This window comes from Dokdonella ginsengisoli (assembly GCF_042652785.1).
Lineage (GTDB): Bacteria > Pseudomonadota > Gammaproteobacteria > Xanthomonadales > Rhodanobacteraceae > Dokdonella_A > Dokdonella_A ginsengisoli.
On the sequence record NZ_JBHSHD010000005.1, the window covers coordinates 198120 to 224651 of the forward strand.

At 69.7% G+C, this 26532-nt stretch carries 22 protein-coding genes; 11 read left to right on the forward strand and 11 right to left on the reverse strand.

Annotation, left to right across the window (positions count from 1 at the left end):
• From atpG to queD, 9 genes are all read right to left on the reverse strand, one after another.
• Positions 1 to 864 carry a F0F1 ATP synthase subunit gamma gene (atpG, locus tag ACFO6Q_RS05395; protein WP_380019540.1) on the reverse strand — a complete coding sequence of 288 codons (864 nt, stop codon included), beginning with the start codon at positions 862 to 864 and terminating at the stop codon, positions 1 to 3.
• Between the two features lie 110 nt (positions 865 to 974).
• Positions 975 to 2522, reverse strand: coding sequence for a F0F1 ATP synthase subunit alpha (atpA, locus tag ACFO6Q_RS05400; RefSeq protein WP_380019541.1), 1548 nt, complete (start codon positions 2520 to 2522; stop codon positions 975 to 977).
• 177 nt (positions 2523 to 2699) lie between these two features.
• Positions 2700 to 3233 carry a F0F1 ATP synthase subunit delta gene (locus tag ACFO6Q_RS05405; RefSeq protein WP_380019542.1) on the reverse strand — a complete coding sequence of 178 codons (534 nt, stop codon included), beginning with the start codon at positions 3231 to 3233 and terminating at the stop codon, positions 2700 to 2702.
• A gap of 1 nt (position 3234) precedes the next feature.
• Positions 3235 to 3705, reverse strand: a complete 471-nt coding sequence (locus ACFO6Q_RS05410; RefSeq protein WP_380019543.1) for a F0F1 ATP synthase subunit B — start codon at positions 3703 to 3705, stop codon at positions 3235 to 3237.
• Between the two features lie 63 nt (positions 3706 to 3768).
• Positions 3769 to 4047 carry a F0F1 ATP synthase subunit C gene (atpE, locus tag ACFO6Q_RS05415; RefSeq protein ID WP_380019544.1) on the reverse strand — a complete coding sequence of 93 codons (279 nt, stop codon included), beginning with the start codon at positions 4045 to 4047 and terminating at the stop codon, positions 3769 to 3771.
• A gap of 168 nt (positions 4048 to 4215) precedes the next feature.
• A complete protein-coding gene (gene atpB / locus ACFO6Q_RS05420; RefSeq protein WP_380019545.1) occupies positions 4216 to 5064 on the reverse strand; it encodes a F0F1 ATP synthase subunit A in 849 nt (282 codons plus the stop codon).
• A 4-nt stretch (positions 5065 to 5068) separates the two neighbouring features.
• A complete protein-coding gene (locus ACFO6Q_RS05425) occupies positions 5069 to 5437 on the reverse strand; it encodes an ATP synthase subunit I (protein ID WP_380019546.1) in 369 nt (122 codons plus the stop codon).
• A gap of 460 nt (positions 5438 to 5897) precedes the next feature.
• On the reverse strand, positions 5898 to 6290 hold the full coding sequence (locus ACFO6Q_RS05430; RefSeq protein ID WP_380019547.1) for a phasin family protein: 393 nt from the start codon (positions 6288 to 6290) through the stop codon (positions 5898 to 5900).
• Between the two features lie 236 nt (positions 6291 to 6526).
• A complete protein-coding gene (gene queD, locus ACFO6Q_RS05435; RefSeq protein WP_380019548.1) occupies positions 6527 to 6892 on the reverse strand; it encodes a 6-carboxytetrahydropterin synthase QueD in 366 nt (121 codons plus the stop codon).
• Between the two features lie 496 nt (positions 6893 to 7388).
• Here queD and ACFO6Q_RS05440 point away from each other — a divergent pair, with 496 nt between their 5' ends.
• The 11 genes from ACFO6Q_RS05440 to ACFO6Q_RS05490 all read left to right on the forward strand — a co-directional run bounded on the left by ACFO6Q_RS05440 (position 7389) and on the right by ACFO6Q_RS05490 (position 23705).
• Positions 7389 to 9023 (forward strand): TldD/PmbA family protein, encoded by a 1635-nt coding sequence (locus tag ACFO6Q_RS05440; RefSeq protein WP_380019549.1) that lies wholly within the window; start codon positions 7389 to 7391, stop codon positions 9021 to 9023.
• A gap of 123 nt (positions 9024 to 9146) precedes the next feature.
• Positions 9147 to 10481, forward strand: a complete 1335-nt coding sequence (locus ACFO6Q_RS05445; protein WP_380019550.1) for a TldD/PmbA family protein — start codon at positions 9147 to 9149, stop codon at positions 10479 to 10481.
• 40 nt (positions 10482 to 10521) lie between these two features.
• Positions 10522 to 11862 (forward strand): TldD/PmbA family protein, encoded by a 1341-nt coding sequence (locus ACFO6Q_RS05450; RefSeq protein ID WP_380019551.1) that lies wholly within the window; start codon positions 10522 to 10524, stop codon positions 11860 to 11862.
• 96 nt (positions 11863 to 11958) lie between these two features.
• Positions 11959 to 12675 carry a DUF4159 domain-containing protein gene (locus ACFO6Q_RS05455; protein WP_380019552.1) on the forward strand — a complete coding sequence of 239 codons (717 nt, stop codon included), beginning with the start codon at positions 11959 to 11961 and terminating at the stop codon, positions 12673 to 12675.
• A 133-nt stretch (positions 12676 to 12808) separates the two neighbouring features.
• Positions 12809 to 13804 (forward strand): AAA family ATPase, encoded by a 996-nt coding sequence (locus tag ACFO6Q_RS05460; RefSeq protein WP_380019553.1) that lies wholly within the window; start codon positions 12809 to 12811, stop codon positions 13802 to 13804.
• A gap of 11 nt (positions 13805 to 13815) precedes the next feature.
• Entirely contained in the window at positions 13816 to 14709 is an 894-nt protein-coding gene (locus tag ACFO6Q_RS05465; RefSeq protein WP_380019554.1) for a DUF58 domain-containing protein, read from the forward strand.
• Entirely contained in the window at positions 14706 to 15917 is a 1212-nt protein-coding gene (locus ACFO6Q_RS05470; RefSeq protein ID WP_380019555.1) for a BatA domain-containing protein, read from the forward strand. The genes ACFO6Q_RS05465 and ACFO6Q_RS05470 overlap by 4 nt, the downstream gene beginning before the upstream one ends.
• Positions 15914 to 18097 carry a hypothetical protein gene (locus tag ACFO6Q_RS05475; protein ID WP_380019556.1) on the forward strand — a complete coding sequence of 728 codons (2184 nt, stop codon included), beginning with the start codon at positions 15914 to 15916 and terminating at the stop codon, positions 18095 to 18097. Before ACFO6Q_RS05470 ends, ACFO6Q_RS05475 begins: the two co-directional genes overlap by 4 nt.
• Positions 18094 to 19821, forward strand: a complete 1728-nt coding sequence (locus ACFO6Q_RS05480) for a carboxypeptidase regulatory-like domain-containing protein (RefSeq protein ID WP_380019557.1) — start codon at positions 18094 to 18096, stop codon at positions 19819 to 19821. Before ACFO6Q_RS05475 ends, ACFO6Q_RS05480 begins: the two co-directional genes overlap by 4 nt.
• Before the next feature lie 137 nt (positions 19822 to 19958).
• Positions 19959 to 21782: a DUF885 domain-containing protein gene (locus ACFO6Q_RS05485; protein ID WP_380019558.1), complete on the forward strand. Its 1824-nt coding sequence runs from the start codon at positions 19959 to 19961 to the stop codon at positions 21780 to 21782.
• 120 nt (positions 21783 to 21902) lie between these two features.
• On the forward strand, positions 21903 to 23705 hold the full coding sequence (locus tag ACFO6Q_RS05490; RefSeq protein WP_380019559.1) for a hypothetical protein: 1803 nt from the start codon (positions 21903 to 21905) through the stop codon (positions 23703 to 23705).
• A 29-nt stretch (positions 23706 to 23734) separates the two neighbouring features.
• On the opposite strand, the gene ACFO6Q_RS05495 is transcribed toward ACFO6Q_RS05490, so the two are convergent.
• Positions 23735 to 25360 (reverse strand): pyrroloquinoline quinone-dependent dehydrogenase, encoded by a 1626-nt coding sequence (locus ACFO6Q_RS05495; RefSeq protein ID WP_380019560.1) that lies wholly within the window; start codon positions 25358 to 25360, stop codon positions 23735 to 23737.
• A 108-nt stretch (positions 25361 to 25468) separates the two neighbouring features.
• Positions 25469 to 26452 carry a LysR substrate-binding domain-containing protein gene (locus tag ACFO6Q_RS05500; RefSeq protein ID WP_380019561.1) on the reverse strand — a complete coding sequence of 328 codons (984 nt, stop codon included), beginning with the start codon at positions 26450 to 26452 and terminating at the stop codon, positions 25469 to 25471.
• Between the last annotated feature and the right edge of the window lie 80 nt (positions 26453 to 26532).

Consider the following 26532-nt stretch of genomic DNA (forward strand, 5'->3'; position numbering starts at 1 on the left):
CTACACGGCCGCCGCGCCGCCGACGATCTCGGAGATTTCCTGCGTGATCGCGGCCTGGCGGGCCTTGTTGTAGACCAGGGTCAGCGAACCGATCGCCTTGGTCGCGTTGTCCGAGGCGCTCTTCATCGCGACCATGCGCGCGGCGTGCTCGCTGGCGAGATTCTCGAGCACGGCCTGGTAGACCAGCGACTCGATGTAGCGCGTCAGCACGTGCTCCAGCACGGTCGCCGCGTCCGGCTCGTAGATGTAGTCCCACGCGTGCGTGCTGGCCAGCTGGTCCGAGGGCGGCAGCGGCAGCAGCACGTCGATCGTCGGCTTCTGCGACATCGTGTTGACGAAGTCGTTGTAGGCCAGGTTCAGGCGGTCGACGCGACCGGCGGTGTACTCGTCGAGCATCACCTTGATCACGCCGATCAGCTCGGCGATCTGCGGCTTCTCGCCCAGATGCGTGACCGAACCGACCATGTTGACCTTGAGGCGGCGGAAGAACTGCGTGGCCTTCTGGCCGATGCAGACGACGTCGACCTCCACGCCCTTGTTCTGCCAGTCGCGGATCTCGGTCAGCAGCCGGCGGAACAGGTTCGTGTTGAGGCCGCCGCACAGGCCGCGGTCGGTCGACACGACGATGTAGCCGACGCGCCTGACCTCGCTGCGCTCGACCAGGAACGGATGCTTGAACTCGACGTTCGCGTGCGCGATGTGGCCGATGACCTGGCGCATCAGGCGCGCGTACGGGCGCGAGGCCTTCATCAGGTCCTGCGCCTTGCGGATCTTCGACGCCGAGACCATTTCGAGCGCGCGCGTCACCTTGCGCGTGTTCGCGACGCTCTTGATCTTCGTGCGGATTTCGCGTGCACCAGCCATTGCGGTTCCAGTTTCTTGTTGAGGGCTGAGGGCCTAGGGCTGAGGGCTGGAAGAGCGTCGTGGTTGCGGGCCTTGCAGCCCCTTGCCCTTAGCCCTCAGCCCTGCTTCCCTCACCAACTTCCCGTCTTCTTGAACTCTTCCAGGCCCTTCTTGAACGCGGCCTCGATGTCGTTGTTCCAGTCGCCGCTGTCGACGATCTTCTTCATCAGGTCGCCGTAGTTGCTGTGGAAGTGCGCGTGCAGCGCGCTCTCGAACGCCAGCACCTTGTTCAGCGGCAGGTCGTCCAGGTAGCCCTTCTCGGCGGCGTAGACCGACAGCGCCAGCTCGGCGATCGACAGCGGCGCGTACTGCTTCTGCTTCATCAGCTCGGTCACGCGCTGGCCGCGCTCCAGCTGGGCGCGCGTGGCGGCGTCCAGGTCGGAGGCGAACTGCGCGAACGCGGCCAGCTCGCGGAACTGCGCCAGCGCCAGCTTCACGCCGCCGGACAGCTTCTTGACGATCTTGGTCTGCGCCGCGCCGCCGACGCGCGACACCGAGACGCCGGCGTTCACGGCCGGGCGGATGCCGGCGTTGAACAGGTCGGTCTCGAGGAAGATCTGGCCGTCGGTGATCGAGATCACGTTGGTCGGCACGAACGCGGACACGTCGCCCGCCTGCGTCTCGATGATCGGCAGCGCGGTGAGCGAGCCGGTCTTGCCCTTGACGGCGCCGTTGGTGTGCTTCTCGACGTACTCCTCGTTGACGCGTGCGGCGCGCTCGAGCAGGCGGCTGTGCAGGTAGAACACGTCGCCCGGATACGCTTCGCGACCCGGCGGACGGCGCAGCAGCAGCGAGATCTGGCGGTAGGCCCAGGCCTGCTTGGTGAGGTCGTCGTAGATGATCAGCGCATCTTCGCCGTTGTCGCGGAAGAACTCGCCCATCGCGCAGCCGGAGTACGGCGCGAGGTACTGCATCGCGGCCGATTCGGAGGCCGAGGCGGCGACGATGATCGTGTGCGCCAGCGCGTCGTTCTCTTCCAGCTTGCGTACCACGTTGGCGATCGACGACTGCTTCTGGCCGATCGCGACATAGATGCACTTAATGCCGGAGCCCTTCTGGTTGATGATCGCGTCGACGGCCAGAGCGGTCTTGCCGGTCTGGCGGTCGCCGATGATCAGCTCGCGCTGGCCGCGGCCGATCGGGATCATCGAGTCGACCGACTTGTAGCCGGTCTGCACCGGCTGGTCGACGGACTTGCGCCAGATCACGCCCGGCGCGACCTTCTCGACCGGCGAGGTCTGCGCCGCGTTGATCGGGCCCTTGCCGTCGATCGGGTTGCCGAGCGCGTCGACGACGCGGCCGAGCAGCTCGCGGCCGACCGGCACCTCGAGGATGCGGCCGGTGGTCTTGGCGGTATCGCCCTCGCGCAGGTGCTCGTAGTCGCCGAGCACGACCGCGCCGACCGAGTCGCGCTCGAGGTTCAGCGCCAGCGCGAACGTGTTGCCGGGCAGCTCGATCATTTCGCCCGACATCACGTCGTTGAGGCCGTGCACGCGCACGATGCCGTCCGACACGGAGGTCAATGTGCCTTCGTTGCGCGCCTCGGCGGACAGCTTGAACTGCTCGATGCGACTCTTGATGAGTTCGCTGATTTCGGACGGATTGATCGTAGTAGCCATGGTCGTGGTTCCTGCTCGCGCACCGGTGAGAGTGCGACGTGGGTCCAAGGGGTCGAAAGTGAAAAGTCGAAGATCAAACGGAGGGCATCGGCCGCTGCGGTTGATCTTGGACTTTTGACCTCCGACGTCGATGCAACGGAAGACCCGCCGGCGCGTCCTGCGCCGGCGGGCCCGGAATCAATGCGCCAGCGCCTGTTCCAGCCGCGCCAGCCGGCCGCGTACGGAGCCGTCGATGACCACCTCGCCGGCGTCGATCACGACGCCACCGAGCATGCCTTCGTCGATCGACTGCTCGATCTCGATGTCGCGGCCGAAGCGGCGCTTCAGCGCTTCCTTGAGCTTGGCGGTTTCGGTCGCGTCGATCGGCGTGGCCGAGCGCAGGTTGACCTTCAGCACGCGCTCCGCCTCGTGCTTGAGCTCTTCGAACAGCGCGCCGATCTCCGGCAGTACCGGCAGGCGACGGTTGTCGGCCAGCACGCGCACGAAGCCGGAGAACGCCGAGTCGGCGGCCTCGCCCTCGGGCGTGACGAGCGCGGCGAGGTCCTTCGCCGCGACGCGCGGGTCGCCGAACAGCGCGACGACGCGCGGATCGGCCGCGACCTGCGCGGCGAAGGCGAGCTTGCCGGCCCATTCGCCGAGCGTGTTGGCCGAGCGCGCCAGTTCGAACGCGGCGCGCGCGTAGGGGCGTGCCAATGTCAGTGCGCTGGACATGTCAGATCTCGGTGACGAGCTGGTCGATCAGCGCCTTGTGCGCGTTCGCGTCGATCTCGCGCTTCAAGATCTTCTCGGCACCGGCCACCGCCAGGGCGGCCACCTTGCCGCGCAGTTCCTCGCGCGCCCTGTGCGCCTGCGCCTCGATGTCGGCCGCGGCGATCGCCTTCTGCTTGGTGGCTTCGACGATCGCATCCTGCTTGGCCTTGTCGACGATCTGCGCGGCCTGGACGTGCGCCTTGTCGACGATCGCGACGGCTTCGGCGCGGGCCTTCTTGATCTCTTCGGCGACGCGCGCGTCGGCGTCGGCGAGCTCCTTGCGCGCCTTCTCCGCCTGCGACAGTCCCTCGGCGATCTTGTTCTGGCGGTCTTCGATCGCCGCGATGATGTGCGGCCAGCCGAATTTCATGACGAGCCAGACCACCGCGAAGAACGCGAAGCCCTGGATGACCAGAGTGATGTTCGGAATCATGGAATGCTCCTGCATCGCGGCGGCATCGCGGCCGCCGCGCACAACTGCGGTTTCGTCGTCGCCTTACTTGACGCCGAGGATGGCGAGCAGCGGGTTGGCGAACAGCAGCAGCAGGGCGATGGCGACGCCGATGATCGGCACCGCGTCGAGCAGGCCGGCGACGATGAACATCTTGGTCTGCAGCATCGGGGTCAGTTCCGGCTGACGCGAAGCGCCTTCGATGAACTTGCCGCCGAGCAGCGCGAAGCCGATCGCGGTGCCGAGCGCGCCGAGGCCGATCAGGAGGCCGGCGGCGATGACGGTCATGCTAAGCAGATTGCCGACCTGGGCGATGTTTTCCATGGTGTTCTCCGGAAGTTCTAGGCTAGGTGAAAGAAAACTGGTGAAACGTTCCAACAAAGACTGCTGTCAGTCGAACAGTGCGGCCATGGATGGCCGCTTTTTGACCTTCGCGATCAAGGACGATCGCACAAGCAACGAAACCCTTGTGACGGCCTGCTCTTAAAGCTTTTAGTGATGCTCCGCCGCCATGCTGAGGTAGACGATCGTCAGCGTCATGAAGATGAACGCCTGCAGCGTGATGACGAGGATGTGGAACGCGGTCCATGCGAATCCGGCGATGAACTGCCCGAAGCCGAGCAGGTACGTGGAGACGTGTGCCAGGCCCGCGCCGAGCGTCATCACCGCGATCAGGATGAAGATCAGCTCGCCGGCGTACATGTTGCCGAACAGTCGCAGGCTCAGGCTGACCGGGCGCACGCATTCCTCGATCACGCGCAGCAGCAGGTTGGCGGGGAAGGCGTACTTGCCGAACGGCGCGGTGAACCATTCCTTGAAGAAACCGCCGACGCCCTTGTGCTTGATGCCGACGTACTGGATCAGCAGGAACACGGTCAGCGCCATGCCGAGCGTGGTGTTGAAATCGGCGGTCGGCACCACGCGCAGGTAGGCGTGCGCCGGATCGTGGCCGGCCAGCGCGTGGCCGCTGCCCCACAGCCAGGGCAGGAAGTCGACCGGGATCATGTCCATGAAATTCATCAGGAACACGAGGCAGAAGATCGTGATCGCGAGCGGCGCGATGATCTTGCTGTTGCCGTGGAAGGTTTCCTTGACCAGGCCGTCGACGAACAGCACGACCATCTCGATCGCGCACTGCAGCTTGCCCGGCACGCCGACGGTGGCCTTGCGCGAGACGCGCAGGAACAGGAACAGGAAGATCAGGCTGGTCAGCGCCGTGAAGAACAGCGTGTCGAGGTTGATCTTCATGAACGGACCATCGCCGATGCTCAGCTGCAGGTGATGCAGGTGATGCTGGATGTATCCGGTCATGTTGACCGATTCGGCTTGCTCGGCGGCCATCGTTCTACCTGGTTGCGATGAGGGCGATCCAAAAAGCGACTTGCGCCGCCAGGATTCCGGCGATCAGGCCCGGAAACGGCAGCTTCCACACGGCGATGGCGAGGTACAGCATCGCGCACAGCCAGAACCACTTCAGCGCCTCCGCGGCGTATGCGGAGCGCAGCGCACTGCGGGCGGGGACTACGCCCCGGCCGAACAATCGCAATGCGAACAACCCGTTGCCCGCGGCGATGATCAGGCCTCCGATCGCCGCCGCTGCGCCGGCGCGCCAGCCCCAGGGCGTCGCTGCCAGCGCGGTCACCAAGCTTGCACCCACCTGCAGGAGCGCCGTGCGCAGCGCCATGTGCCAGCCATGGGCGATGGAATTGCGCACTGTGACGTTCCCGCGGACGGGAGAGGGGGCTGCGGCGCGCGTCTCTCCCGGCGCGGCCACCTCTCCAAAAGGCTTTCGAGTTTATCAATGCCCGCAGCCCCGCTGCAACGCAGGCAACCGGCCGCGCCGCGCGAACCGCGCCGCCATGCGGTTTCCGCGTTCGCACAGCTTCGCGGCAAATCGCCGCATGCGCTGCGGCGCAGCAAAAATACCCGCTCAGACCGCCCGCAAAGCGTCGGCCTGAAATGCTCTTGATGAAAAGTGCGGCCAGGGACGGCCGCGTTGGACCCCATCGAAGAAACCGGCGGTGGCGGCTCGCGTTGGCCTTCAGGCAGCAGCGGTCAAGGACGACCGCAAAAGCAAACCATAAAAAAAGGCCGGGCAAAAAGCCCGGCCTGGAATCGGCGCAGCCGCGGGGGAGGGGGTTGCGGCTGCGCGGTCTGACGTTGTGCGGTGAGGCTCAGCGCGCGCCGGTCGCCTTCTTGGCGGCATTGACCTGCTTGGTGATGGTCTCGTTGGTGGTCTCGAACGAGCCCTTGGCCAGCGCGCCGATCGCCTCGGAGGTCTTCAGCGAGACGCCGAGGACTTCCTGCGTGTTGGCGTAGAACTTCTCGGCGTTTTCCTTGGCCAGCTGCACGCCCTTCGGCCAGATCGCCTTGGCGCCGTCGAGGTCGCGCACTTCGGCGGCTTCGGACCAGAAATCGACGGAGGCCTTGATGCGCTCCTCGAAGGTCTTCAGGTTCAGCTCGGTGATGCGCTCGAAACCGGCCAGGGCCAGACCCTGAGCCTTGACGAAGGTATCGGCGTAGCTCTTGCCCAGAGCCAGCGACTGCGAATTGATCTGCTCGAACATGGGTGTTGCCTCGGAAGGAATGGGGGATGTGGCAAGCATCCTAGCAGCGCTTTTGTTGCGTTGCAACAAGTTTCGTCGGAAGCCGCGCCGACAGCCCGGAGCTTCGCGCGAAACGGGTTACCAATCAGTTACTTTGGCGTGAACGTGGCGGGAATCGCGACATCGGCCACGGATTTCCCGTCCGCCGGCGATGCGGCACCTGCACATGGCGTTGCCACCAGGGTGCGAACCGGCCTCTACGCGTCCGCCGGTCCGCCGTAGCTGCAGGTCGAGGTGCAGGTCTCCTGCACGACGATGCGCGCGAGCAGGGGCAGGCGCGGCTGCAGTCGTTCCCAGATCCAGCGCGCGAGATTCTCGCTGGTCGGGTTGTCCAGGCCGGGCACCTCGTTGAGGTAGCGGTGGTCGAGCTGCTCGAACAGCGGCGCGAACGCGCTCTTGATGTCGGCGAAATCCATGACCCAGCCGAGCTGCGGATCGAGCGGGCCACGCACGTGCACCTCGACACGGAACGAATGCCCGTGCAGGCGCGCGCACTTGTGCCCTTCCGGCACGTTCGGCAGGCGGTGCGCGGCTTCGATGTGGAAGGTCTTGGAGATCTCCATGGGCGCGCAGTCTACTTCAGGGGGCGGGGAGTGGATGCTCGACCTGCCTCCATGCTTCGCCCGCGTCCGCCCGGAGGGGCGGCGAAGTTCGGCACAAGCAACCGTCCCTGGAGCGCAGCCGCCCGGCATCCATGCCTCGCCCGCGCCCGCCCGGAGGGGCGCGGAAGTCAGGTACAAGCAGCCATCCATGGCGCGCAGCCGCTCGGCTCCTGCCTCGCCCGCGCCCGCCCGGAGGGGCGGCGAAGTTCGGCGCAAGCAACCGTCCCTGGAGCGCAGCCGCTCGGCATCCATGCCTCGCCCGCGCCCGCCCGGAGGGGCGCGGAAGTCAGGTACAAGCAGCCATCCATGGCGCGCAGCCGCTCGGCTCCTGCCTCGCCCGCGCCCGCCCGGAGGGGCGGGCGCGACCATGCCCTTTGTCACGTGACTTGGCCGGCGGGCTTCGACAACATCGACCGGTCGCGCGCCTTCGGCCCGCGAAAACACACTCGGAGGGAGAATGGACAGACGCGATTTCCTCAAGATCACCGGCGTGAGCCTCGGCGGCCTGGTGATTCCCGCATTCTACGGACGCGCGATCGCGGCCGAGGAACTGCTCAGCCAGATCGACGGCGCGACCAAGAAGCGCCTCGCCGACGTCGCCCTGAACGCGGCGAAGTCCGGCGGCGCCAGCTACTGCGACGTGCGCATCGGCCGCTACCTGCGCCAGTTCGTGGTCACGCGCGAAGACAAGGTGCAGAACGTCGTCAACACCGAGTCCACCGGCATCGGCATCCGCGTGATCGCCAAGGGTTCGTGGGGCTTCGCCGCGACCAGCGACCTGTCGGCCGACGCGGTGGCGAAGGCGGCGGCGCAGGCGGTCGCGATCGCCAAGGCCAACGCGCGCCTGCGCACCGAGCCGGTTCAGCTGGCGCCGGTCAAGGGTGTCGGCGAGGTCTCCTGGAAGACGCCGATCGTCAAGAACTCGATGGCCGTGCCGATCAAGGACAAGGTCGACCTGCTGCTCGGCGTCAACGCCGAAGCGATGAAGGCCGGCGCCAGCTTCGTCAACTCGACCCTGTTCCTGGTCAACGAGCAGAAGTACTTCGCTTCCACCGACGGCTCCTACATCGACCAGGACGTGCACCGCATCTGGGCACCGATGCAGGTGACCGCGGTCGACCAGCAGAGCGGCAAGTTCCGTACGCGCTCGGGCCTGTCGGCGCCGCGCGGCATGGGCTTCGAGTACCTCGACGCGAAGGCGGCGGACAAGGTCGAGCTGCCGGGTGGCGCGGTCGTCTACCGCGACTCCTACGACATGAAGGCCGACGCGATCGCCGCGGCGAAGCAGGCCAAGGAGAAGCTGACCGCGCCGTCGGTCAAGCCGGGCAAGTACGACCTGATGCTCGATCCCTCGCACACCTGGCTGACGATCCACGAGTCGGTCGGCCATCCGCTCGAACTCGACCGCGTGCTTGGCTACGAGGCGAACTACGCCGGTACCAGCTTCGCCACGCTGGACAAGCTCAAGGACAAGTTCAAGTACGGCAGCGACAAGGTCACGATCTTCGCCGACAAGGTGCAGCCGGGCTCGCTCGGCGCGGTCGGCTACGACGACGAAGGCGTGAAGACGCAGAAGTGGGACCTGATCAAGGACGGCGTGCTGGTCAACTACCAGGTCATCCGCGACCAGGCGCACATCCTCGGCCTGAAGGAGTCGCAGGGCTGCTGCTACGCCGACTCGTGGTCGAGCGTGCAGTTCCAGCGCATGGCCAACGTCTCGCTTGCATCGGGCAAGGACAAGCTGTCGCCGGCCGAGATGATCAAGGGCATCGAGAACGGCATCTACATCGTCGGCGACGGCTCGTTCTCGATCGACCAGCAGCGCTACAACGCGCAGTTCGGCGGCCAGCTGTTCTACGAAATCAAGAACGGCAAGGTCACGCAGCAGATCGAGGACGTCGCCTACCAGATCCGCACGCCGGAATTCTGGAACTCCTGCGTCGCCGTCTGCGACGAGAGCGACTACCGCCTCGGCGGCTCGTTCTTCGACGGCAAGGGCCAGCCCGGCCAGGTCTCGGCCGTCTCGCACGGTTCGAGCACGGCGCGCTTCAACGGCGTCAACGTCATCAACACCGCGCGCAGCCTGGGTTGAGAACAGGGCTGAGGGCTGGGGGCCCAGGGCTGGAAGCGTCGCATGTCGCTTTTCGCCCTTCAGCCCTAGGCCCTTGGCTCTCAGCCCTCTCTTCCTGGAATCCAAGAATTCGGAGCATCACACATGACCATCTATACCGAAGAACAGGCCCGCGCGATCCTCGACAAGGCGATCAAGTTCTCCAAGGCGGACGAGTGCAGCGCGACGCTGTCGGGCTCCAGCGGCGGCAACGTGCGCTACGCGTTGAACAACGTGTCGACCAGCGGCTACGTCAGCGACGCCGACCTCGCCATCGAGGTCGCGTTCGGCAAGCGCGTCGGCACCGCGACGATCAACGCGTTCGACGACAAGTCGATCGAGGCGGTGGTGCGCCGCGCCGAGGAGCTGGCGCGGCTGGCGCCGGAGAATCCCGAATTCGTGCCGGCGATCGACAAGCAGGCTTACAAGTCGAGCACCACCTTCCTCGACAAGACCGCGGCGATCACGCCCGAATACCGCGCGCAGGTGGCGGCCGACTGCATCGAGCCGTGCCGCAAGGACAAGCTCGTCGCGGCCGGCTTCTTCAGCGACGCGCAGACGTTCTCGGCGATCGCCAACAGCAAGGGCAACTTCGGCTGCCAGAAGTCCAGCGGCATGGACTTCACCTGCACGGTGCGCACCGAGGACGGCAAGGGTTCGGGCTGGGTCGCGCGCAACCTCGCCGACGTGTCGAAGTTCGACGCGAAGGCCGAGATCAAGACGGCGATCCAGAAGGCCAAGGGCTCGGTCGACGCGAAGGCGCTGGAACCGGGCAAATACACCGTGATCATGGAACCGGCCGCGACCGCCGGCCTGATCTCGTTCATGATGTTCGGCTTCGACGCGCGCCGCGCCGACGAAGGCCGCAGCTTCCTGTCCAAGAAGGGCGGCGGCAACAAGGTCGGCGAGAAGATGTTCGACGACCGCGTGACGATCTACGCCGATCCGTGGGACACCAATGCCGCGGTGCTGCCGTGGGACAGCGACGGCCTGGCGCGCGAGCGCACGCCGATCGTCACCAAGGGCAAGGTCGAATACCTGCAGTACTCGCGCTACTGGGCGCAGAAGCAGGGCAAGAAGGCGGTCGGCCAGCCCGGCAACCTGATCATGGTCGGCGGCGACAAGTCGACGATGGACCTGGTCAAGTCGACCAAGAAGGGCATCCTCGTCACGCGCACCTGGTACATCCGCATGGTCGATCCGCAGACCGTGCTGCTCACCGGCCTGACGCGCGACGGCACCTTCTACGTCGAGAACGGCGAGATCAAGTACCCGATCAAGAACTTCCGCTTCAACGAGTCGCCGGCGATCATGCTCAACAACATCGAGGAGATCGGCAAGCCGGTGCGCGTGGGCGACGACGAATCGCCGTTCGTGATGATGATCCCGCCGATGAAGATCCGCGACTTCACGTTCTCGTCGCTGTCGGACGCGGTCTGACGGCCGGAAGGCTGTCCGGATCGAAGCGGAGAACGGCGCCGTGGACGTGATCAGCGAAAGCCAGGCGAAGGCGATCCTCGACAAGGCGATCGGCCATTCCAGGGCCGACCAGTGCGTGGCGAGGCTGAGCGGTTCGCGGACCGGCAACATCCGCTACGCCGCCAACGCGGTCTCGACCAGCGGCTCGGTGTTCGACGCCGAGCTTGCGGTCGAGGTCGCGTTCGGCAAGCGCGTGGGCACCTCGACCGTGAACCAGTTCGACGACGCCTCGCTGGCCGCGGCCGTGCGGCGTGCCGAGGAACTGGCGCGGCTGGCGCCGGAGAACCCGGAATTCGTGCCGGCGATCGAGAGGCAGACCTACGAGCCGAGCCGGACGCTGATCGCGGCGAGCGCCACGGTCACGCCCGAGTACCGCAGCCGCGTCGCGGCGGACTGCATCGGCCACTGCCGCAAGCAGGGGCTGGTCGCCGCCGGCTTCTTCACCGACGTGCACGCGTTCGCCGGGGTGGCCAACAGCCAGGGCAACTTCGGCTACCAGCAACGCTCGACGATCGACTTCACCTGCACCGTGCGCACCGCCGACGGGCGCGGCTCCGGCTACGTCGCGCGCAACACCGCGGACGTGTCGACCTTCGACGCGAACGAAGCCGTCGCCATCGCCGCGCGCAAGGCGAAGGAGTCGGTCCAGGCGCGCGCGCTCGAGCCGGGCAAGTACACGGTGATCCTCGAGCCGCAGGCGATGATGCCGATCATGTACTTCCTGCTCAACGGCGGCTTCGACGCACGCGAAGCCGACGAGGGCCGCAGCTTCCTGTCCAGGAAGGGCGGCGGCAACCGGCTCGGCGACAAGCTGTTCGACGAACGCGTGACCATCCACTCCGATCCGCGCGACGCCCTCGCGCCGGTGCTGCCGTGGGACGAGGAAGACGTGCCGCGCCGGCGCGTACCGGTGGTGACCGGCGGCCGCGTCGATTCGCTTCGCTATTCGCGCTACTGGGCCGGCGTGAAGGGCAAGCCGCCGGGCGGCGGCGTCGGCAACGTGATCATGGCCGGCGGCGGCAAGTCCACCGCCGAGCTGGTCAAGTCGACCCGCAAGGGCCTGCTCGTCACGCGCACGCACTACGTCAACATGGTCGATCCGCAGACCATGCAGCTGACCGGGCTCACGCGCGACGGCACGTTCTACGTCGAAAACGGCGAGATCAAGTATCCGGTCAAGAACTTCCGCTTCAACGAATCGGTCGTCGTCATGCTCAACAACATCGAGGACATCGGCACGCCGGAACGCACGGTGTTCTTCTTCGACCTCGCGTTCCCGATGATGCTGCCGGCGGTGAAGGTGCGCGACTTCACGTTCACGTCGTTGTCGGATGCGGTGTAGCCGGAATAGGGGATTGGGGGATTCGGAAAATCCACAGTCCCGTCCGATCGAGCCTTCGCGTCATTCCAATCCCCAATCCCCAATCCCGGCTCCCCCATGACCCGCGCCGAATTCCTCCGCCTGATGCTCGCCGGCACGCTGCTCGCGCCCGTCGCGCGCGTGGCGGCTCAGCCCTCGGCCCTCGGCTCTCAGCCCTCCGTCTACGACTTCTGGTTCACGCGGCTGATGTACGAGTCCGGCGACTGGGACGTCGACCAGCGCATGCCGTCGAACCTGCTCGACGCGCTGATCCAGTACACGACCCTGCGCGTCGATCCGAAGGAGCGCGTGCTGCCGCTGGCGGACGCGCGCATGCTGACCCAGCCGTTCTGCTACCTCGCCGGGCACAAGCTGGTGGAGTTCAACCCCGACGAGCGGCGCAACTTCGAGCGCTACGTGAGGAACGGCGGCTTCGTCCTCGTCGACGACTGCAACCACGACATCGACGGGCTGTTCGCGAAATCCTTCGAGCGCGAGATGGCGTCGATCTTCGGCGCCGACGCGCTGAAGAAGCTGCCGAAGAAGCATCCGCTGTTCGATGCGTTCTTCAAGTTCGACGGCCCGCCCAACACCGCGTTCGAGCTCAACGGCTGGGGCGACGACATCGTCCACGAGTACCTCAAGGGCATCGAGGTCGGCGGCCGCCTCGGCGTGCTCTACAGCAACAAGGACTACGGCTGCGAATGGGACTACGACTGGCGCAACAAACGCTTTCTCGCCGAAGACAACACGAAGTTCGCGGTCAACATCGCGATCTACGCGCTGACGGCGTGACCACACGAGCCTGCCGAAACCCCGTCATTCCCGCGCAGGCCGGAATCCATTGGCCATCGCCCGAAGCCTTCCGGATCAAGACAGATCCCCGCTCGTGCGGGGATGACGGCACGAAAACGTTGGAATTCTCCGCATGAACGACACCATCACCGAACACTCCATCCAGCACCAGCTCGGCAGGCTCGCCGCGTTGCGCGACGCCATCGCGCAGGTCGTCGTCGGCCAGCGCGACGTCGTCGAGCAGCTGCTGATCGGCCTGCTCGCCGGCGGTCACTGCCTGCTCGAAGGCGTGCCCGGGCTCGGCAAGACGCTGCTGGTGCGTTCGCTCGGCCAGGCGCTCGCGCTCGACTTCCGCCGCATCCAGTTCACGCCGGACCTGATGCCGAGCGACATCGTCGGTACCGAGATCCTCGAAGAGGACCACGGCACCGGCAAGCGCTACTTCAAGTTCCAGCAGGGACCGGTGTTCACCAACCTGCTGCTCGCCGACGAGCTCAACCGCACGCCGCCGAAGACGCAGTCGGCCCTGCTCGAGGCGATGCAGGAGCGCACGATCAGCTACGCCGGCCACACCCACGCGTTGCCGCGGCCGTTCTTCGTGCTGGCGACGCAGAATCCGCTGGAGCAGGCCGGCACCTATCCGCTGCCGGAGGCGCAGCTCGACCGTTTCCTGCTGCACATCCGCGTCGACTATCCGGACGAGGCCGAGGAGCGCGCGATCCTGGCGCAGACCACCGGTCGCGCGACGTCGGACATCGCGCCGGTGATGGCCGGCGAGGAAGTCCTCGCGCTGCAGCGCCTGACGCGCGAGGTCCACGTCGGCGACGACGTGCTGGGCTGGATCACGCAGCTCGTGCGCGCCTCGCGTCCGCAGACCAGCGCGGTGGCCGAGGTGCGCGAATGGGTGCGCTGGGGCGCCGGTCCGCGTGCGGGCCAGTCGCTGGTGCTGGCGGCGAAGGCGCGCGCGCTGATCCAGGGGCGCCTGGCCGCCACGCGCGAGGACGTGCGGGCGCTGGCCGGGCCGGTACTGCGTCATCGCCTGCTGCTCTCGTTCGCCGCGGAAGCCGAGCAGCGCAGCACCGACGACGTCGTCGAGGCGCTGCTGAAGTCGGTGCCGTTCCCGGCCTAGGTACCGCCGCGATGGCCGTTTCCCTGATTCCGCCGCCGCTGCGCGCACGCCTGCGCGAGTTGCGCCTGACCGCGCGCAGCGGCGCCGGCGGCGACGGGCTCGGCCAGCACACCAGCCGCAGCCGCGGCGCCGGGCTGGAGTTCGCGCAGTACCGCGCCTACGAGCCCGGCGACGAGCTGCGCCGCATCGACTGGAAGCTCTACGCGCGTTCGGACCGCTACTTCGTGCGCGAGGCCGAGCGCGACAGCCCGCTGACGGCGTGGGCGATCGTCGACGCGAGCGCATCGATGCGCCAGGCCGACGCCGCGCGGCCGCACCTGCGCAAGCTCGACGCCGCGTGCACGCTGACGGCCTGCCTGTTCGAACTCGCCCTGCGCCAGGGCGATCGTTTCGGCCTGCTCGCGCTGGCCGGCGCGAATCCGCTCTTCGTGCCGGCCGCCGCCGGCCCGCGCCAGCGCGATCGCTGCCTGCTCGAGCTGGCGCGCCTGGACGCCGGCGGAAGCTGGCCGGACACGGCGGCGTTGCAACCGCTGTGGGAGCGCGTGCAGCCGCCGGCGGTGGTGCTGCTGCTGTCGGATTTCTTCGACGATTCCGCGGTCGAGCTGGCCCTGCGCCTGGCCGCGGCGCGCCGCGAGGTGCTGACGATCCAGCTGCTGAGCGCCGAGGAACGCGATTTCCCGTTCGCCGGCGGACATCGTTTCGTCGATCCGGAATCCGGCGCCGAACGCCGCGTCGAAGCCGCCGCGGTGCGCAAGGACTATCTCGAGCGCTTCGCCGCCGCGCGCGCCGAACTCGCGCGACGCTTCGCCGCCGCCGGAATCCGCCACGTCGAACACGTGCTCGACCGGCCGCTCGACGAGCCGCTGCGCGCGCTGTTCGCACCGCGCGCCGGAGCCGCGGCATGAACCTGGCCCTGCTCGCGCCGTTCGGACTCGTCGCGCTCGCCGCACTGGCGGTGCCGCTGCTGATCCATCTGGTGCGCCGGCTCGAACTGGCTACCACCGAATTCGCCGCGCTGCGCTGGATCGCCGAGCGCGTGCGGCCGCAGCGCCGCCTGCGCGTCGAGCGGCCGTGGCTGCTGCTCTTGCGCCTGCTCCTGCTGGCGCTGCTCGCCGTGCTGCTGGCGCGGCCGGTGTGGGACGGCGGCGTGCCGGCGTCGCGGCCGTGGGCGGTGGTGGCGCCGGGTGTCGAGCTGTCGGCTGCGCGTGCGGCCGCGGGCGGCCTCGATGCGGAATGGCACTGGCTCGCGCCGGGCTTTCCGCACACCGACGAAGCGGCGCCGTCCGCCGCCGCGCCGGTCGCCAGCCTGTTGCGCGAACTCGATGCGCAACTGCCGTCCGGACAGGCCCTCGCCGCGATCGTGCCGGAGCGGCTCGACGGACTCGACGGCGAACGGCCGCGGCTGTCGCGCAAGGTCGACTGGCGCGTCGTGCCGGGACAGGCGGCGTCACCCTCGGCTCCGTCACCCGCACCGATCCGTCTCGCAGTGCGCTACACGCCGGAAGCCGAATCCTCGCTGCGCTACCTGCGCGCCGCGGTCGCTGCCTGGAACCAGCGCGAAGCCGACCGCTACGTGCTCGACGCGCAGCCCGCCGACGTGCCGCTCGACGACGCATCGACCTGGCTCGTCTGGCTGGCGCCGCGATCACCCGCGCTGGAGCGCTGGTTCGAACGTGGCGGCACGGCGCTCGTCGCCGAGGCCGGCGACGGCGGCGAACCGCTGTGGCGCGATGCGGCCGGGCGCGTGCTCGCGCGCAGCGCGAGCGAAGGCCGCGGCCGCCGCATCGGCCTTTCCGGCGCGCTGACGCCGGCCGCGCTGCCGCTGCTGCTCGATGCGGATTTCCCTGACCGTCTGCGCGCCGCCTTCGACGGTCCGCCGCCCGCGCCGACGCGCGCGACGGCGGCTATGGCGCAGCCGTGCCACGACGCGCAGGTGCACGGCTCCTGGCTGCGTTCGACGGCGAACGCGCGTCCGCTCGATGCGTGGCTCGCCGCGCTGGTCGCCGCGCTGTTCCTGCTCGAACGCCTCGTCGCGACGCGCACCGGAACACCGGCGGACGAGAGCGCCGTTGCCGGCGGATCGGTCGCCGCGCAGCGGGAGCCATTGCCGTGACGCTCGATCCGCAGCTTCACCGCTTGCGCCGCGCCGCCGCCCGGCGGCGCCTGGCGATCGTCGCAGCGGGTGCGCTGCCGCTCGCCGTCGCGACGGTCGCGCTCGCGGCGCGCCTCGCCGGCACGTCCGCTGCGATCGTCGTCGCCGCCGTCGCGCTCGCCGTCGTTGTTGCAATCGCCTGGCGTGCCTGGCGCGGTGTCGACGACGCCTGGCTGGCGCGCCGCCTCGACGCGGCCGAGCCGCAGCTCGACGACAGTTCGGCGCTGCTGTTTCGCGACGCGGCCGCGCTGTCGGCGCTGCAGCGTCTGCAGCGCGAGCGCGTGCTCTCGCGTCTGGCCGCGTCCGCGGCCGATCCGCGTCCGGCGTGGCCGCGCTCGCCGCTGCTGGCCTCGGCCGCGCTCGCCATCGTGCTGCTGCTCGCGACGCTCGCCTGGCGACCGCAGGGAACCGGCCGCGACGCGGCGCAGCCTGAAGCGGGAGCGCGCAGCGGCGACGCGACCGCGCTGGCGCAGGTGCGGCTCGACATCGAGGCGCCGGCCTACACCGGCGTCGCGCCGCGGGCGGAAGCCGCGCTCGACGCGAAGGCGCCGGAAGGATCGCGCCTGCGCTGGAGCCTGCGCTTCGATCCGCAACCGCAGGCCGCCGCGCTGGCCTTCCACGACGGCAGCCGCCTGGCCCTGGTCCGTGACGGCGCCGACTGGCGCGGCGAACGCGTGCTGGCGGCGTCGAGCCTGTACCGCATCGAGCTGCAAGGTGCGCCGCCGCCGGCCGACGACCGCCTGCACCGGCTCGACGCGATCGTCGATCGCGCGCCGGAGGTGCGCGTGCTCGAACCGGAAAAGACGCTGACCCTGCTCGAAGCACGCCAGGACGTGTGGAACCTCGTCTTCGAAGCCGAGGACGACTACGGCATCGGCTCGGCCGAGCTGCAGGTCACGCTGGCCCAGGGCGGCGGCGAGAACGTCACGTTCAAGGAGCAGACGATCGCGCTGCAGGGCGAGGCCGTCGATGCCGACGCCGGCGCCCGGCATCGGCGCTTCCGCCACGGGCTGGATCTGGCTGCGCTGGGCATCGCGCAGGGCGACGACGTGATCGTGCGCCTGGTCGTCGGCGACAACCGCCAGCCGACGCCGAACACCACGCGCAGCGCGAGCTTCATCCTGCGCTGGCCGGCCGAGGCGTCCAGCGACAGCGCAGGGCTGGAGGGCATCGTGCAGAAGACGATGCCGGCGTACTTCCGCAGCCAGCGCCAGATCATCATCGACAGCGAGGCGCTGCTGGCCGAGCGCGGCAAGCTCGACGACGACACGTTCCTGTCGCGCTCGGACGCGATCGGCGTCGACCAGAAGATCCTGCGTTTGCGCTACGGCCAGTTCCTCGGCGAGGAATCGGAAACCCATGCGCAGCACGCGCAGGCCGAGGAGCAGGCGGCGGCGTCCGCCGACGGACACGACGAGTCGCACGACGAGCATGCTGGTGGCGACGAGCACGCGCACGGCGCCGCCGATCCGCACGCGCACGGCGCGCCGCAGGCGCCGGCGAAGTTCGGCGCCGAGGGCAACACGCTGGCCGAGTACGGCCACGTGCACGACATCGCCGAAGCGGCGACCCTGCTCGACCCGGAAACGAAAGGGATACTGAAATCCGCGCTGGCCGAGATGTGGCAGGCCGAGCTGCATTTGCGCCAGGGACGGCCGGACGAGGCTTTGCCGTACGAACACCGCGCGCTCGAATTCATCAAGCAGGTGCAGCAGTCCACGCGCATCTATCTCGCGCGCGTCGGCCTCGAGCTGCCGCCGCCGGACGAGGCGCGCCGCCTCAGCGGCGAGCGCAAGGGCGTCGAGGATCGCGTCGGTTCGCTGGCGGCGGCGACGGTCGACGATGCGGCGATCGCGTCGCTGTGGCGCGCGTTGTCCGCCGGCGGCGAGCCGGACTGGGACGCGTCGGTCGCCTGGCTGCGCGAGCGGGAGGCGAGCCTGCCCGACGCACTGGGCGTGCTCGCGGCGATCGATCGCGCGCGCCGCGATCCGGCCTGCGCGTCGTGCCGGGCCTCGTTGCGCGACCAGCTGTGGCCGCTGCTGCCGGTGCCGGCGACCGCCGGCGCGCCGCGCGCGGCACCGGACGCCGCCGGCCGCGCCTATCTGGATGCGCTGCGGCCGGAAGCGGGAGCCACGCGATGAACCTGCCGCTGATCGCCGCCGTCGTGATCGCGCTCGCCGCGCTCGCCGGCATCGTGCGCAGCCGTCGCGCGCCGCGCCGTCGCCTCGCGCGCATCGGCTTGCAGATCCTCGCCGCCGCCGCGCTGTACGCCTGCCTGTTTCCGCCGCACACCCGCGAGGACTTCGCCGCGGACGAACTGGTCGTGCTGACGCCGGGCGCGACGGCGGCGCAGCTCGCCGCCCTGCCGCTCGCCGCGAAAGCGGTCGCGCTGCCCGGCGTCGCCGCCGACGCGGCGGTCGAGCGCGTTCCCGATCTGGGCACAGCGCTGCGCCGCCACGCGCAGGCGCAGCGCCTGCGCATCGTCGGCGGCGGCCTGCCGCAGCGCGATCGTGACGCTGCGCGCGGGCGGGTGGTCGAATTCGACGCGGCGCCGTTGCCCGGCGGCGTGGTCGAGCTGGACGCGCCGGTGTCGGTGCCGGTCGGCGGCGTCTTCCGCGTCGACGGCCGCGTCGACGGCGTGCCGGACGCGCGCGTCGAGCTGCGCGATCCGTCCGGTGCGGTCGTCGCTGCGCAGGCGCCGGACGCGCAGGGGCGCTTCTCGCTGCAGGCCGTGGCGAAAGGCGAGGGCGTGGCGCGCTTCGCGCTGAATGTGCTCGGCGCCGACGGCGCGCGCGTCGATTCGCTCGCCGTGCCGCTGGCCGCGCGCGCCGGCGCGCCGCTGAAGATCCTGCTGCTCGCCGGCGCACCGGATCCGGAGCTGAAATACCTGCGCCGCTGGGCCGCCGATGCCGGCCTCGCGCTCGACAGCCGCCTGGCGCTGAGCGACGGCGTCGCGCTGACCGAAGGCGCGCCCGCGCTCGACGCGCAGGCGCTGCAGTCGGTCGATCTCGCCGTGCTCGACGAGCGCTCGTGGGCAGCGCTCGATGCGCAAGGCAGGCAGGTGCTGATCGACGCCGTGCGCGGCGGCCTCGGACTGCTGCTGCGCGTGACCGGACCGATCGCCGAACCGGTCGCCGCGCAATGGGCCGAGCTGGGCTATCGCGTGACGCCGTCCGAACCCGGTGCCGCGGTCAGGCTCGACCGCATGCTCGGCCTGGGTGATGCCGCTCCCGCGCTGGCGCGTCGCGCGCTGACCGTCGACGCGCCCGACGCGGCGCCGTTGCTGCGCGCCGACGACGGTTCGCCGCTGGCCTGGTCGCGCAATCTCGGCCGCGGCCGCGTGGCCTTGTGGCTGCTCGCCGACAGCTACCGGCTCGGCCTGGCCGGCGCCGCGTCCGCGTTCGGCACGCTGTGGAGCGAGGCAACCGCGACCGTCGCGCGTGCGCGCGGCGAGACGCCGCCGTCGCTGCCGGGCGAGGCGCGCGTCGACGAACGTGCGACGTTCTGTGCGGTCGCGCCGGACGCCGCGGTCGAGACCGAAACTGGCGCGCGTTCGGAACTGCTCGTCGACGCCGGCGGCTGCGCCGCCTACTGGCCCGAGGCGCCGGGCTGGCACGTGCTGTCCAGCGGCGGCCAGCGCTGGCCGTTCCACGTGCGTGCGCGCGACGAGGCGCCCGCGCTCGCCGCCGGCCTGACGCAGCGGGCGACGCGCGCCCTGCTCGTCGCGCCGTCGTCCTCCGCAGACGCGCAGACGCGCAGCCTGCCGCTGCCGCGCTGGCCGTTCTTCCTCGCCTGGCTCGCGCTGGCCGCGCTGCTGTGGTGGTTCGAGCGCGACACGACGGGAAGCCCGCCGCGCTCCGCGTGAGGCGGACGCATCCGTTCGCGCACGCTGTACGCGCAGGACGGCCGTGTCCAGTCGGCGCCTCGGGATGACGATCCGCACATTGCCGCCTTGCGCACGAGGCGCTAGGGTCGCTCGATCCATACCCAGGGAGAGTTCCGATGCGTCGTCTGCTGTTGGTCAGCGCGTGTGCGCTCGCGTTTGTTTCGATTGCGGCTCCGTTCGTTTCCGCCAAGGACGCCGCGCCGCCGGCGAAGTCCGCCGCGGCTGTGCGCACGGCGCCGGACTGGGTCAAGCGCAGCAACGATCTGGCGCAGCCGCTGCTGAAGGCGCAGGCCGAGTTCGCGCCCGAGTTCGCGTCGTTCTTCGGCCTGCCCGGCTACGACGACCGCGTCGCCGACCTCGGTCCGAACGCCGGTGAGCGGCAGCGCACCGCGCTGCGCAGCGCGAAGGACACGCTGCAGAAGGACCTGAAGACCGAAGAGAACCCGAACGTCCGCCAGGACATCGACATCATGCTCGGCGCGGCCGACCGGCAGATCGAAGGCAGCGAGCTGAACGAGAAGTTCCTGCTGCCGTTCACCGACGTCGGCCAGCTGGTGTTCCAGGGCGAGCAGGCCCTGTTGCAGGACCAGACCGATCCGGCGCGCCGCGCCAAGGCGCTGGACCGCCTGCAGCGTTACGTCGGCCTCACGCCGGGCAGCACGTCGATCGCGACGCTGGCGCGCCAGCGCTACGAGGAGAAGCTCAGCAATCCGGCGCTGCTCAAGCCGACCAGGCTCGAGGTCGAGCAGGCGCTGCGCAACGTCGACACCTACGCGGCCGGCATCCGCAAGCTGTTCGAGAAATACAAGATCGAAGGCGGCGACGCCGCGCTCGCCGCGGTCGACCAGCAGTTCCGCGAGTACGCCGACTGGATGCGCAAGGAAGTGCTGCCGAATGCGCGCAGCGACACGCGCCTGCCGCCGGAGCTGTATGCGTTCCAGCTCAAGCAGGTCGGCATCGACATCGCGCCCGAACAGCTGATCCAGCGCGCGCAGCTGGAATTCATGGAAACGCGCAACGCGATGCAGCAGCTCGCGCCGCTGGTGGCCAAGGCCAAGGGCATTCAGGCCACCGATTACCGCGAGGTGATCCGCGCGCTGAAGAAGAAGCAGCTCGACAAGAACTCGATCGAGGGCTACTACCGCAACACGGTGATGCCGGAGCTGGAGAAGCAGATCGCCGCGAACAAGGTCGTCGACCTGCCGCAGCGGCCGATGGTGATGCGCCTGGCGTCCGAAGCCGAATCGGCCGCGCAGCCGGCGCCGCACTTCCTGCCGGCGCCGCTGATCGGCAACACCGGCCAGCAGGGCCAGTTCGTGCTGCCGCTGGGCAATCCGGCCTCGGCCGGCAAGGACGGCAAGAGCGCTGCCTACGACGACTTCACCTACGAGGCCGGCGCGTGGACCTTGACCGCGCACGAGGGCCGGCCGGGCCACGAGCTGCAGTTCACCGCGATGGTCGAGCGCGGCATCTCGCTGGCACGCACGCTGTTCGCGTTCAACAGCGTCAACGTCGAGGGCTGGGCGCTGTACGCCGAGGCCGAGATGGTTCCGTACGAGCCGCTCGACGGCCAGCTGATCGCGCTGCAGCTGCGCCTGCTGCGCGCGGCGCGCGCGATGCTCGATCCCATGCTCAACCTCGGCCTGACCGACCGCGAGCGTGCCGGCCAGGTGCTGACCGAGGACGTCATGCTGTCCGAGCCGATGGCGCGGCAGGAGCTGGACCGCTACACGTTCAACATGCCCGGCCAGGCCGGCAGCTACTTCTATGGCTACAGCCGGATCCTGGAGCTGCGCATGGAAACGGAGCTGGCGCTGGGCAAGCAGTTCGACCGCCTGGCCTACAACAACTTCCTGCTCGACCAGGGCCTGCTGCCGCCCGACCAGCTGGCCAAGGCCGTGCGCGAGCAGTTCGTGCCGCAGGCGCGCGCGCGCAAGTAGGCGCGCAGCGGGGTCCGGACCGGGAAGGTCCGGACCTGTCCTGGGCCGCGCGCGACGATTGCGCGCGGTCGTGCGTCTTCGCCCTCGACGACGGAAATCGCGGTCGAGGAAGGGAAGCGCATGCAGTCTCCTGCGGAATCCGCAGCGGCTCCGGGGCAGGAAGGCCCGGACGATCCGCGCTGGCCGGCGATGCTTTACGGCCTGATCGCGCTGGCGGCGGTCGCGTTCGCCTTCGTCGGCCTGTCGACCAGCAGCTACTGGATCGACGAACTGTTCACCGCGTACCTGATCGACCCGGGCGCCGATCTGGCGCAGCGGATGCAGCGCATCCTGCGCGACGTGCATCCTCCGCTGTACTACCTCGCACTGCACGGCTGGGCCGACGTGTTCGGCCGCTCGGAGGCGGCGCTGCGCGCGTTCAGCGCGTTGTGCGCGAGCACGGCGCTGCTGGTCTTCGCCGCCGGCATGCGCCGCGTGGCGCGGCCGGCCGCGATCGCCTTCGCCTGCGCCGTCGCGGCGACCTCCACGTTCTGGTTCGAGCAGGCGCAGAACGCGCGCAACTACACCTGGCTGATGCTGCTGACCTCGGCCCTGCTCGCCGCCGCGCTGCAGCTGCGCCGGCGCGTGCGCGAGGCGGCGGGATTTCCGTTCGCCACCTGGCTGCTGCTGAGCCTGCTCGGCGCGGCGGCCAGCCTGAGCCATTCGTACCTGCTGCTCGGCACCGGCATGCTGCTGCTGTACCTGATCGCGACCTTGCCGGACCTGCGCCTTCGCGCGGCGCTGGCGCTGTCGGGCGCGGCGATCCTAGGTGCGTACCTGGTCTTCGCGTGGTTCCAGCTGCACGCGATGGAGCGCGATTTCTCGGCCGACTGGTTCCGCAGCGACCTGCGCTTCATCGGCCAGCATCTGCTGCGTGCGCTGGGCGCCGGCCTGAGCCATCCGGCCGCCGTCGTCGTCGCCGCGCTGCTGGTCGCGCTGGCCTGGCGGCGTGCGCGCCGCAGCGCCGACGGACCGCGTCGCGCCGCGGACGATGCGGACTGGGCCGCCGGCTTGGCCGCCTTCGTGATCGTCGGCGGTATCGCCGGCGGGGTGGCGGTGACCCAGCTGTTCGCGCCGTCGTTCTCGTTCCGCAACGTGCTGACCTTCGCGCCGTTCGGCTGGCTGCTGCTGGCGCGGCTGTACGACGCGGCCGGTCCGCGCGCGTCGACGCGGCGCGGCGCGGTCGCGGCGGTGCTGATCGCGCTGGTGCTGGCGGCGCAGCAGATCGCGCTCGCGCCGGGGCGGTTCCTGCAGCGCAACGAGCCGTGGCGCGCGTCGGCCGGGGACGTGCTCGCGCAGACGTCCTGCAGCGGCGCGATACCGGCGGTGGTGATGGCAGAAGCCTACAGCGGCCAGGAGGCCGACCTGCGCATGCTGGCCGAGCGCCACTACCACGGCTACTACGTGCCGCAGCGGCGCGTGGAGGCGTTCACGCCGGCGGAACTGCTGCGCCGCTACGAGACGGGCGACGCCGCAGGCGGCTGTCCGCTGCTCGCCTGGGGCGTGCGCGGTCTCGGCGAGCAGCGCGCCGTGACCCTGGCGATGGCCCTGGCGAACCGGCCCGTCGCGCGCGCGCACGGCGTCGCGGTGCACGAGTTCCCGCAGTACCTGCTGCGCGGGCTGTCGTGGCGTAAGCGGCTGGAAGGCTTCGTGTTCGTGCTGGCCGGAAAGGAAACGCTCGAGTCGTCCACGCAGGACCGCATCGCGGTGACGCGCGTCGACGAGCCTTCGCCGCCCGACACGGCGACGTTCCTGATCCGCACCTGGCACGACGGCAAGCCGATGCGCGAGGAGCGCGCGGTGGTGCCGCTGGCCGCGCTGAACTCGGCGCCGCTGCGCGACTGGCGCCAGGCCGCGGCGGCGGTCGACGGCTCCGCGCGCTGATCGCGGACCGCGCGATCAGAGCTGCGCGATCAGGGCTGCGACGCGGATTCGGCGGGCGCCGCGTCGAGGCCGAGCACGACGATCTTGGCGTTGACCTTCGGCGTCGGCCAGATCGGCGAAGTCATGCCGGCGGCGACGGCGATGCGCTGGCCGCGGCCGGTGTCGTAGCTGATCACGCCGCCGCCGACCGCGCCGCCCAGATCCTGCGACCACAGCTTCTTGCCGCTGGCGGCGTCGAGCGCGTACAGGTTGCCGCCCATGTCGCCGAAGAACAGCAGGCCGCCCGAGGTCGGCGTGGTGCCGCCGAGCAGCGGGAACGGCGCCTTGAACTGCCAGCGGCGCTTGCCGCTGTCGGCGTCGCTGGCGGTCATCCAGCCGGCCCACTTCTGCGCGTCGTCCATCTGGCCGAAACCGTCGGGCGAACCGCTCCACGGCTTGCCCGACGGAGCGTTCGCCAGCGTCTGCGGCGCATCGGCCTCGACGCGCACCGTGGCGCACCAGTCGACCTGGCCGGTGAACAGCAGGTTGTGCTCCGGATCGTAGGCCGGGCCGTTCCACTCGGCGCCGCCCTGCGTGCCCGGACAGAAGCGCGTGCCCTGCGGCGTGAACGGCGAGTCGGTGTTGAACACGCGCGTCATCGGCTTGCGGTAGAGCGTCTTGCCGCTGCCCAGGTCGATCGCGTAGAGGTGGCCGTCCTTCGGCGTGACCGCCATCAGCTTGCGGCCGGCCTTGCTGGTGATCAGCGCCGGCGGCGCCGACACGTCCCAGTCGTGGACGTCGCGCGGAACCAGCTGGAAATGCCGCTGGTAGGCGCCGGTCTTCGCGTCGAGCACGACGACCGAGCCGCTGTAGAGATTGGCGCCGCCGCGCGCCGCGCCGACGAAATCCGGCGCCGGGTTGCCGGCCGGCACGTAGAGCAGGCCGTTGATCGCGTCCAGCGAGTACGAGGTCCAGTTGGCACCGCCGCTGATCGGAAAGCCGGCTTCGTTCTTCCACGTCGCGGCGACGTCGTCGGCGGCCGCCGGCGCGGACGGTCCGCGCGCGAAGTCGCCGGCTTCCTTGGGCACCAGGTAGAACTCCCACACGATGCGGCCGTCCTTCGCGTCGAGCGCGTAGATGCGGCCCTTGACGCCCTTGTTGTCGCCGCCGGCGTTGCCGACGAAGACCAGGCCGTCCCAGGCGATCGGGGCGGCCGGCACCGATTCGCCCCGGGCGGCGTCGGCGATCGTGGTGGCCCACAGGCGCTTGCCGGTGCGCGCCTCGTAGGCGAGCACGCGGCCGTCGGCGCTGCCGCGGAACACGCGGCCGTCGGCCCAGGCCAGGCCGCGATTGACCTTCAGCGCGCCGGACTCGAAGACCTCGTGCGCGCGCCAGTTCTCCTTGCAGGTGTCCGGATCGATCGAGAACGTGTCCTGCTCGGTGGTGCCCAGCAGCGCGCCGTCGACCTGGATCAGGCCGCTCTGGAAACTGACCTGCTGGCCGGTGTCGTATTCGCACAGCGTCTTCAGGCCGCCCACGTTCTTCGCGTCGATCGCGTCGAGCACGACGTAGCGCTCCGAACTGGGCGTGCGGTTGTAGCTCGGCCAGTCGGTGGCGGCGTGCGCCGCGGCGGCCGACAGGGCGGTTGCGGTGGCGATCGCGAGGTGGCGCAGCATGAAGGTCCTCCGGAAAGAGAAAACGGCCGCCGTCCGGCGACAACGCTCGATGGTATACCCGGCTCCGTTGCGCGAGTGCGCGATGGCGGGCCGCGGCGAGGCCACCGTTCAGCGTGACCGGCGGCCGCCGTTTGCGCGCGGTCGCGTCGAAGCGGAGGTCGCGCGAGCGGCGGACCGGCGCCGTGGCACAGCGGCGGCGCGGCCGGTTCCGGCCTCCGCTTCGGCGCGGAACGCCGCCGCCTCGCTCAGCAGCCAGGTGCGGAACGCCTTGAAGCCGGCGTGTTCGAGCGAACGCTTCGGGTAGACCAGGTAATGCGCGTAGCGCGCCCGCATGCGCTCGGGAAACAGCGCGACGAGGCGTCCGCTCTCCAGCAGCGGACGCGCCATCGTCAGACGCCCGAGCGCGACGCCCATGCCTTCCAGCGCGGCGCGCTGCAGCGTCTCCGAGTCGCTGAAGGTCGCCACGTAGCGGGTCGGCTCGGTGCCGCCGAACTGCTCGAACCAGCGCGGCCACGGATCGTCCGGACACAGCAGCGGCCAGTCGCCGAGCCGGTCCAGGCGCGGTCGCTTGCGGCCGGCGAGCAGACGCGGGCTGGCCACCGGCGTCAGCCATTCTTCGAACAGCAGCTCGGTTTCCAGTTCGCCCCAGCGGCCGGGGCCGTAGCGCAACGCGCCGTCGAAGCGGCCGTCGGCGAAGTCGACCAGCTCGATCGACGAATCGAGATTGAATTCGAATTCCGGATGGCGCGCGAAGAAGCGCGGCAGCCGCGGCACCAGCCAGCTCGAGGCCATCGACGGCAGCGCGCTGAGGCTGAGCGCGGAATCGCGCCGCGCGCACAGCGGGCGCAGGGCGGCGTCGATGGCGTCCAGGTGCGGGCCGATGCGCTGCAGCAGCAGCGCGCCCTCGGCGGTCGGCCGCAGTCCGCGCGGGCCGCGCACGAACAGGGTGCAGCCGAGCCTCTGTTCGAGCAGGCGCACCTGATGGCTCAGCGCGCTGACGGTCAGGTGCAGGCGCTCGGCCGCGCGCGTCAGGTTCTGCGTGCGCGCCGCCGTGACGAAGACTTGCAGGGCGTTCAGCGGAGCGCGTTCCATGTTCGAAATCCCTCAAGCCTGGCTATCAAACATCTCGCTACCGGAGCGGGCGAGACGGCTCTATCTTCTGGCTGAAGCGG